This is a genomic window from Natrinema soli, assembly GCF_028618695.1.
In genome coordinates, this window is sequence record NZ_JAQIVI010000300.1 from 1 (window position 1) to 8,982 (window position 8,982).

Consider the following 8,982-nt stretch of genomic DNA (forward strand, 5'->3'; position numbering starts at 1 on the left):
GGGCGACACCGGCCCGGATCTCGCCGAACTGACCCGCGAACTGCCGCCGCCGACCGCGGCCGCCTATAGCGCGCTGCGGGCGCTCCAGCGGTCGGTCGTGCGGTTGTACGGCCTCGATCCCGAATACACCGACATGGAGGCGGCGATCGAGACGGCCGCCGAGCGGGACACCGATATCGCGCTCATCGACGAACCGATCGACGAAATCATGCAGGACCTCTCCCGTCGGCTCGGGCCGCTGACGATCCCGAAAACGATGCGCCGGATGCAGTCGATGGGACCCGGGGAGTACGCCGATCAGATGGAACTGCTATCGCTGCCGTTCGAGGAGATCACGAGCGGCGACGACGTCCAGCCGGCGATCGACCACCTGCGGCGGCTCCTCCCCGAGGTCGCGGCCGTGCTGATCGACCGGCGCGACCGCGCTATGGCGGAGCGGCTCCACGCGCTCCGCCGGGAGGAAAACGATGTCGTCGCGGTTATCGGCGCGGGACACCACAACGGTATCGAACGACGGCTCGAGGAACTCGAGTCGGCGAACGCGGACGGCGCGTCGACCGCGACGGTTCTGATCAGAACGCCGGCTCGGTCGGTGACGCGAATTCCGATTCGGTGAGAACGCGACCGGGCGGTCCGGTCAGTCGTCAGCCGGTGCGACGTGGCCGCCCTCGAACGTCGCGTCGGGGACCGTCCCGTCGTCGTTCCAGCCCCGTTCGCCGTAGTACTCGGCCAGCCCCTGCTCGAAGTCCGGGATTTCGTAGGGGAGGGTGTCGTCGCCCCGGTCGAAGCCGCGCTGGTTGTTGAAGTGGCGCTCGAGCGTGACGATCTCGCCGCCGAGTGCGAGCAGTTCCTCGTAGTCGGCGTCGAGCAGCGTCTCGAAGCGATCGTCGGTCATGAAGTCGCGCGAGAACTTGCAGATGACGGCGCTGTCCTTGATCGCGTTGATGTTCTCGAGTTCGACGAGTTTCGGCGGTTTCTCCTCGAGACCCTCCTTGTCGAAGGCGTCGTCGGCGTCGACGAGCGGGTACTCGTAGGGGTAGAACTCGGCGTACATGTGGTCGGCACCGCGGTTCGACGTGGCGAAGGCCAGCCCCTGTCCGTTCAGGGTGCGGCCGTCGTGGGCGGCGAACTCCATGCCCTTGACCGACCAGTTCTCGACGCCGAGGTCGTCGTGAATCCGATCGACGCCCTCCGCGAGCGTGTCGCCGACGCCCTCGCGGTGGGCGATTTTCTCGACGAGGTCGTGGATGAGGTCGGCGTTGCCGAACTCGTCCTCGCTGGCGAGGTAGGCCGCGACGGTGTCGCCCGCCGAAATGGTGTCCAGCCCGTACACGTCGCACAGCTTGTTCGACTTCATGAGGTCGACCACGTCGTCGATGCCCGAGTTCGAGCCGAAGGCCATCAGCGTCTCGTACTCCGGGCCCTCGGTCTCGAGGCCGGACTCCTCGTCTCGCGTCGGCAGTTTGCACGCGAAAGCACACGACGAGCAGGTGCCCTTCTTGTACTTCTTCTCCTCGACGCGGTCGCCGCTGATCCCGTCGATCCCTTCGAAGGTGAGTTCGGAGAAGTAGTAGCTCGGCAGGGCCTCGACCATGTTCGCGTACTCCGCGACCGAGGTGGTCCCCTGATCTTTCATCGGGTGCTCGGCCTGGGCGGCCTCGCCGTGGATCTCCATCTGGAGCGGCGGGATCTCGACCTCGCGGGTCGAGTCGCCGTCGAAGGTGACCGCCTTGACGTTCTTCGCGCCGAGGACGGCACCGAGGCCGCCGCGGCCGAAGGCCCGCTCCTCGGAAGTCATGATCGAGGCGAAGCGAACCCGATTCTCGCCAGCGGGGCCGATGACCGTCGTATGCTCCGAGCCGAGGCCGTGTTCGTCCTCGATGTACTCGCAGGTCTCGGGAACGGTCGCCTCCTCGAGTTCCGGAACCGCCTCGAACTCGACGCCGTCGTCGGTGACGTGGACGATCACGAGGTCGTCGCTCGCACCGGTGATCTCGACGGCGCTGTACCCCGTCCCGGTGAAGTTTCGCGAGAGGAAGCCGCCGGCGTTCGAGGAGAGCAATCCGTCAGTGAGCGGCGAGACGCCGGTCGCCGACATCCGTCCGGTGAAGCTCATCGTCGAGTGCTGGAGCGGCCCCGTCGCGAAGTACAGTCGGTTGTCGGCCCCCAGCGGATCGGCGTCGAACGGGATCCGATCGTGGGCGAGTTTCGTCCCGAGCGCACGCCCGCCGATGGCCGACTCGAGGACGTCGTCGATCTCCTCGGTCTCGGCCGTTCGCTCGCCGACATCGATCGAGCACAGCGGTCCTCGTACGTGTTTCATAGTACCACAGTGATGGACACGGCTGCAAAACGGTGTCGGTTTTTCGGGCGTTTCCGGGCGGTTTGACAGTGTTCAGACAGAATTCGATCGGCGGATCGGCGACGGTGTCGGCGGCGGTGGGCTGGCTGTATCTCTTCGTAGTGATCGGTGCCGTGCCTGTCGCGGCCGGATCAGCCGCTCGAGGAGACGGTCATCGACGATAGTTACGAGCAACTCGAAGCCCTCGAGGAGACGGTCGATACGTCGGACGAACGAACGGAGATCGGACGAACGAACGGAGGTCCATCGAATGATGGCTGGTCGACCGGCTCGCCGAGCCCCGCGGGCCGAGCGTCGCGTCGGCGTCGACTGCGTAACGGAGTGCGACGGCGACTACACCGGCGTTCCGCACTGCTCGATGGCCTCCCGAACCGCCTCGGTCCGGCCGATGAGCGTGATGTGGTCACCGCGTTGCAGTTCGACGTCGGCGGACGGAACTTCGTTGGTGCCGTTCCGGCTCACGAGCGCGATGAGGACGCCGTTCGGAAGTTCGCTGCCGACGTCGACGACCTTCTTTCCGACGAGGTTCTCGTCGGTGATCTCGATCTCCTGGACGTCGCCGGAGCGACCGAGTTCCGACATCCAGTTCGAGAGCGCGGGGCGTTCGATCACGTTGTCGATCGCCCACGCGGTCGATTCGGCCGCCGAGATCGTCTCGACGCCGAGATCCTCGAATGCCGACGCGTTCGACGGATTGTTCGCCCGAGCGATCACCGTCTGGACGTCGAAGTTCGACTGCGCGAGCTGTGCCACGAGGAGGTTCACGTCGTCGTCGCCGGTCGCCGCGACGAGGATCCGAGCGTTCTCCGCGCCCGCCTCGCGTAACACCTCGACGTCGGTTCCGTCGCCCTGACGGGCGGTGAACCCGTCGTTGCGAAGGTCCTCGAGGGCCGCGAGGTCTTCCTCGATCAGGACTACGTTTTCACCGCGCGCTTCCAGTCGTTCTGCCAGCGATCGACCGACGCGGCCGCCGCCGATGATGAGTACACGCATGGGTATCACGTCGAGTTTCTCCGCGATCTGTCGAGCCAGGCCGCCCTCGAGGACGACCGAGACGAGAATGACGAGGAAAACCGTTCCGACGAGGAGATCCGCACCGGCCTGATTCGTCGGCGCTGCCTCGGTCTGCAACCGAATGGCGAACAGCGTCGCGACCGACGCCGGGATGATGCCTCGCGGGCCGACGAAGCTCATGAACAGCGTCTCTCGGTACGTAAACCGGTCACCTCGGGTCGTCAGAAAGACTAGGAGCGGTCGCAAGACGAACATCACGGCCACGACGACGGCCACGCCGCCCAGCCCGAGGGCAAACAGCTGATCGAACTCGAGCAGTGCCGCGAGCGTGATGAAGACGAACGAGAGGACGATCAACGTAATATCGCCTTTGAACGCCTCGATTTCGTCCTCGTAGGGGAGGCCAGCGTTCCCGAGGATCAATCCGGCCGTGGCCGCGGCCGCCACGCCCGCCTCCGAGAAGACGTAATCGGCCGCCCCGAAGGCGATGATCGCTCCCGCGAGCGTGAGCAATCGAGCGTTTTGCGGCGCGTTGTCGGGCGAGAGATCGACGTACTGAAGGACCGACCAGACGACGGCCGCGATGACGACGCCGACGAGTAACCCCGTCCCGAGCCGTTCGGCGAACAACTGGAGGTAGAGATCTGGAGTCAGCGTCTCCTCACCGAGGGTCATCGCCTTGAACAGCACGACCGCGAGGATCGCCGCCGTCACGTCGTTAACGATTCCCTCCGTCTCGAGGGTCGCGGCGACCCGGTCTCGGACGGGAACGACCTTCAGGATCGGCGTGACGACCGTCGGGCCGGTCGCGATCAGCAGCGCGCCGATCAACAGCGCGATGTCCCAGTTAGCCCCGAGGAAGAAGTGGACCGCGGCGGCGGTCCCGAGAAAGGCGATCGCCGCGCCGATCGTGGTCAGCCGAAACACGGCCGTTGGCGCTTCCTTAATCTTGGAGATCTTGAGGTGGAACGCCCCCTCGAAGACGATGATGGCGACCGAGAGCCCGACGATCGTCGAGAGGCCGCTCTCGCCGAAGGAGTCGATGGTCAACACGCCGAGCCCTTCCGGTCCGATCGCGACCCCGGAGGCGATGAGAAAGAGGACGCTCGGAACGCGAAATCGGGCCGAGAGGAGCTGTGAAAAGACGCCGAGTCCGACGATCGAGGCGACCAAGAGGAGTAGCTCGCCGCCCCCTTCTGCCCCGCTCATAGTCGTCGCTGCCGCCTCGTGATCGGTCGGCATCCTCCCACCGCTGGTCCGTCCATTCGTCTCGGTAGAATCAGTCCAGGCGGTTAACTCCTGTGAGAAATAGCCGTTCTGTGGTCGAGACGAGTACCCACGTCGACCCCGATTGGACCCTCGAAGGGGCGACGACCGGTCATCATCGCGCCGGAGACGATCAGTCGTCCTCGTAGATCCGATTCGCGCGGTCCTCGAACCGCTCGAGGATGACCCGACGCTTCTTCTTCATCGTCGGGGTGAGCATGTCGTTCTCCTCGGTGAACTCCTGTGGGACGAGTTCGAACCGCTTGATCGTCTCGTGTTTCTCGAAGGCTTCGTTGACCCGGTCGACCTCCTCCTGAACGTACGCACGGACGCGGTCGTCGTCACACATCGCCTCGGGGTCGTCGGGCAGGTCGATCCCCTCTTTCTCGGCCCACTCGCGGACGTGCGCCGTGTTGGGGACCAGCAACGCGCCGATGAACTTCTCGCCGTCGCCGACGACCATCGCCTGCTCGACGATCTCGCTCGCCGCGAAGGCGTCCTCGAGCGGGCCGGGCGCGACGTTCTTCCCCGTCGAGAGGACGATGATCTGTTTGATTCGGTCGCGGAACTCCAGGTAGCCGTCCGGCCGCAGGTGGATAATGTCGCCGGTGCGGAACCATCCCTCCTCCGTGAACGCACCCTGCGTCGCGCCGGGCTTGTCCCAGTAGCCCTGTGTGACGCTCGGCCCCTTCACGAGGAGTTCACCGACCTCGCCGGGGTCGTCGGCGAAGGCTTCCTGGTCGGCGACGGTCTCGTCGACGGTCACGTCGACGTTGACCAGCGGTGCGCCGATCGTGCCGATCTTCACGGCGTCCGTCGGGTTCGTCGAGACGACCGGCGAGGTCTCGGTCAGGCCGTACCCCTCGTAGATGGGGAGTCCCATCGCGTGGTAGAGCCGGCAGAGCTCCGGCGAGAGGCTCCCGCCGCCGCTGATGAGCAGTTCGATCTCGCCGCCCAGCGCCTCGCGAACCGTCGAGAAGACGAGTTTGTCCGCCAGCGCCTGTTTGGCCGTCAGGATCGGTCCCGGGGAGTCGGCCTGCTGGTACTCGACGCCGACATCCGTGGCCCACTCGAAGATCCGCTCTTTCGCGCCCGACTCGCTGGCCTGCTCGCGGATGCCGTCGTAAATCTTCTCGTAGACGCGGGGCACGCTCGTCGCCGTCGACGGGCTGACGGTACTGAAGTCCTCCTGCAGCGTGTCCGGACTCTCGGCGTAGGCGACGCAGGCACCGCTCGCGAACAGGACGAAGTGACCGGCCGTCCGCTCGAAGACGTGCGCCAGCGGCAGGTACGACATTGCCAGCGACTCCTCGTCCAACGTCGGGACGTCGTCGCCCTTGTCCGGGCGCGGTGCGAAGCGCTTCCGGATACCGTTGACGTTCGACCGGAAGTTCTCGTGAGTCAACTGAACCCCCTTGGGCTGCCCCGTCGTCCCGCTGGTGTAGATCAGGCTCGCGAGGTCGTCCAACTCCGTCTCCTCGATTCGCGCCTCGTAGGCCTCGAGGTCGAAGCGCTCCTCGCCGCGGGCGTAGACGTCGCCGAGGGTGACGATGTCCTCGCGGTCGTCGTAGCCGTCGATCTCGTCGATCGAGACGATGAACTCGAGGTCGAGTTCGTCCTCGACCGCGAGAACGTTCTCGAGCAACGCCTCGTTCTCGACGACGACGCCGTCGGCGTCGGGGTCGTCGAGCAGGTACTCGACCTGATCGGGCGAGGAACTCGTGTAGACGGTGGTGATGACCGCGCCGGCACCCAGCAGGGCGAAATCGCACTGGGCCCACTCCATTCGGGTGTTGGAAAAGAGACCGACCCGATCCCCCGTTTCGACCCCCAGCTCGCGGAAGCCGGCCGAAAGCGTCCGGACGATATCGCGCATCTCCGCGTAGGAGATGCTCCGGAACTTGCCGGGCGTGGCGGCGGGCAGAACCGAGTCCGTCAGCGACCGCTCGTAGATCCCACCCTTGTACTGCTGCGCCGGCCGGTTCGAATTTCGTTCGGCCGATTCCTCGAACATCCGGGCGAGCGTCGTCTCCCCAATGACCTCGTCCTCGTACTCTCGTTCGGCGTCCCGCCAGTTCATATACGCGTGAGAGTAGCTCCCGTGCGATAAAACGTGATGAAACGGGTTTCATCTGCCGGCGGGTTTATCGCTTCCGTTCGATCCGCCGAAAACACCGCGAAGACGCCCGAGAACTGCATCTCAACGGAAAAGAACCGAACGTTGATTGTCGTCGGGGCGACTGTTCCGGGTCCTCGTGACGGCGCTTCGGTCAGCCCGAACTCACTCTCGGTGCTCGAGGTAGCCCAGCACGCCGCGCGTGTTCAGTTTCGCCTCCTCGCTCGATTTCTCCGCTCCCCAGACGTCGGTCATCTCGGTTGCGTCCGCAAAGTACTCGACGACAGCCTCGTCGTCCGCGAGTTCCCGACGTTTGTCCGCGACCGCGTCGACCCACTCCTCGAGGACGGTCGCGTACTCCTCGAGGGCCCGATCGGCGTCGTCGCCGACGTATCGCGGCCCGAAGTGGGGGTAGCAGAAGACGTCCGGATCGAGCGCTTTCAGCGTCTCGACGTCCGCGAGACACTGCTCGAGGTCGAAGTTCGAGGGCGGCGACGTTTCCCTGGTCTCCTCGATCTTCGGGACCCAGATGCCGGCGGCGTCGGCGACGAAGACTGCATCGTTCGCGGGATCCTCGAAGACGACCTGATGGGGCGCGTGGCCGGGTGCCGCGTGAACGCGCAGTTCGTGCGTTCCGAGATCGATGACGTCGCCGCCCTCGATCTCGACGAGCCGTTCGGCCGGAATCGGCTCCGGTTCAACGTAGTGCGCCCACTGCTCGCCGACGGCGTTTTTCGTCCCGGCGACCAGGCGGGAGGGATCGATCAGGTGATCGGTCCCGATCGGATGGACGTAGACGTCGGCGTTCGGGTAGTCCGCCGCGAGAAACCCCGCGCCGCCGGCGTGATCGAGGTGGATGTGGGTCAGCGCGATAACCGCGAGGTCGTCCCGAGCGATACCGACGTCCTCGAGGGCCTCGCGGAGCAGGTCGTAGTTGGTGCCGATACCGGTGTCGACGACGGCGGGGCGGTCGTCGTCGATGATGTAGACGGCCCCGTACTCGTCCGTGCCGTACATCCCCGTGTCGAGATAGTAGAGATCCGAACAGTCTCCGCTCGTGACTTCGCGGACGTCTCCGACTTCCATATCGATAGCCCGTCACCGCACGGGATAAAAGCTCGCGTCGCGGCCAGCCGACGCGAACGCGACGGCTCGAGAGCCGTTACAGACATTACACCCCGACCTCTTGCACACGGTAGATGAACCGAATCGGTCACGAACTGTCACGGTTCCCGACGACGAGATGAGCCACGATACGTCGGATCGGGTTCGCGTCGGCCCGGTCGTCCCCTGGTTCACGCAGAATTCGGTCCCCTGGATCATCAGCGGATTCGGCGGGCTCTCGGTCGTGTTCCTCGTCGGTTGGTTGATCGCGTTCGCGGGGCTACTCGAGATCGCCGATATCCTGCTCAGTTGTATCACCGTGGGTGGCCCGGCCCTCGGTCTCGTCTGGGGCGGCTATCTGCTCACTCGAAGCGACATCGACAAGAACCGGTACGCTCGCGTTTGCAAGTGGTGTCTCGGCGGTGCAGTCGGCTTTCTGGGGATTAATCTCCTGCCCATGCTCGTCGTTCCCTGGACGCTCGCCGGGAACCTCAGCTGGGCGCAGTTCTCCGTCAATGCGGGCGGCGTCGCCGGATTCGCAGTCGGCTACGTCGAAGCGAGAGCGATCCAGCGCGAGGTCGAAGCGACGGCGGCCACCGTCCGTGCCGAACAGCTCGAGGACGAGCGGGCGCTCCTCACGTATCTGAACGACCTCCTCCGACACGAGGTGCTGAACTCCTCGCAGATCATCGGCGGTCACGCATCGCTGTTACGCGAGCAGTACGAGGACGAACGGCTCCGCGATCGTCTCGAGACGATCGAAGGCGAAAGCGACGACCTCGTCGGCGTCATCGAGGACGTGCGGGCGATGCTCGACGCGAACCGAGGAGCCGGAACCGGCACCGTCGACCTCACCGCGTTACTCGAGGCGCAACTGGCCGAGTGTCGCGCCCGGTTCGACGACGCCGCGCTCGAGGCGACGCTGCCCGACGCGGTCGCGGTCAGGGGAAATCAGGGACTGCAGTGGATCTTTTCGAACCTCCTCGAGAACGCGATCGAACACAACGACGGCGACGCGCCGCGCGTTCGCGTGACCGTCGACGCGGCGCCCGAGACCGTGACCGTCACGGTCGCCGATAACGGCCCGGGGATTCCCGAGGCGACTCGGGAGTCGCTGTTC

6 protein-coding genes are annotated in these 8,982 nt (G+C 65.4%); 2 read left to right on the plus strand and 4 right to left on the minus strand.

Annotated elements, in window-relative coordinates; translation table 11 throughout:
- Nucleotides 1-616 (plus strand): TraB/GumN family protein (locus PGX04_RS18335; RefSeq protein ID WP_273739830.1); only part of this gene is annotated, 616 nt, incomplete at its 5' end.
- Between the two features lie 21 nt (nucleotides 617-637).
- Here PGX04_RS18335 and PGX04_RS18340 read toward each other — a convergent pair.
- The 4 genes from PGX04_RS18340 to PGX04_RS18355 form a co-directional block, all read right to left on the minus strand.
- Nucleotides 638-2,323, minus strand: coding sequence for an aldehyde ferredoxin oxidoreductase family protein (locus PGX04_RS18340; RefSeq protein ID WP_273739831.1), 1,686 nt, complete (start codon nucleotides 2,321-2,323; stop codon nucleotides 638-640).
- Nucleotides 2,324-2,695: 372 nt separating this feature from the next.
- Nucleotides 2,696-4,585: a cation:proton antiporter domain-containing protein gene (locus PGX04_RS18345; protein ID WP_273739835.1), complete on the minus strand. Its 1,890-nt coding sequence runs from the start codon at nucleotides 4,583-4,585 to the stop codon at nucleotides 2,696-2,698.
- A gap of 190 nt (nucleotides 4,586-4,775) precedes the next feature.
- Nucleotides 4,776-6,722 carry an AMP-dependent synthetase/ligase gene (locus tag PGX04_RS18350; protein ID WP_273739832.1) on the minus strand — a complete coding sequence of 649 codons (1,947 nt, stop codon included), beginning with the start codon at nucleotides 6,720-6,722 and terminating at the stop codon, nucleotides 4,776-4,778.
- A 201-nt stretch (nucleotides 6,723-6,923) separates the two neighbouring features.
- Nucleotides 6,924-7,844 (minus strand): MBL fold metallo-hydrolase, encoded by a 921-nt coding sequence (locus PGX04_RS18355; protein ID WP_273739833.1) that lies wholly within the window; start codon nucleotides 7,842-7,844, stop codon nucleotides 6,924-6,926.
- 157 nt (nucleotides 7,845-8,001) lie between these two features.
- On the opposite strand from PGX04_RS18355, the gene PGX04_RS18360 reads away from it, so the two are divergent.
- On the plus strand, nucleotides 8,002-8,982 hold a 981-nt coding region (locus PGX04_RS18360; protein WP_273739834.1), incomplete at its 3' end, for an ATP-binding protein.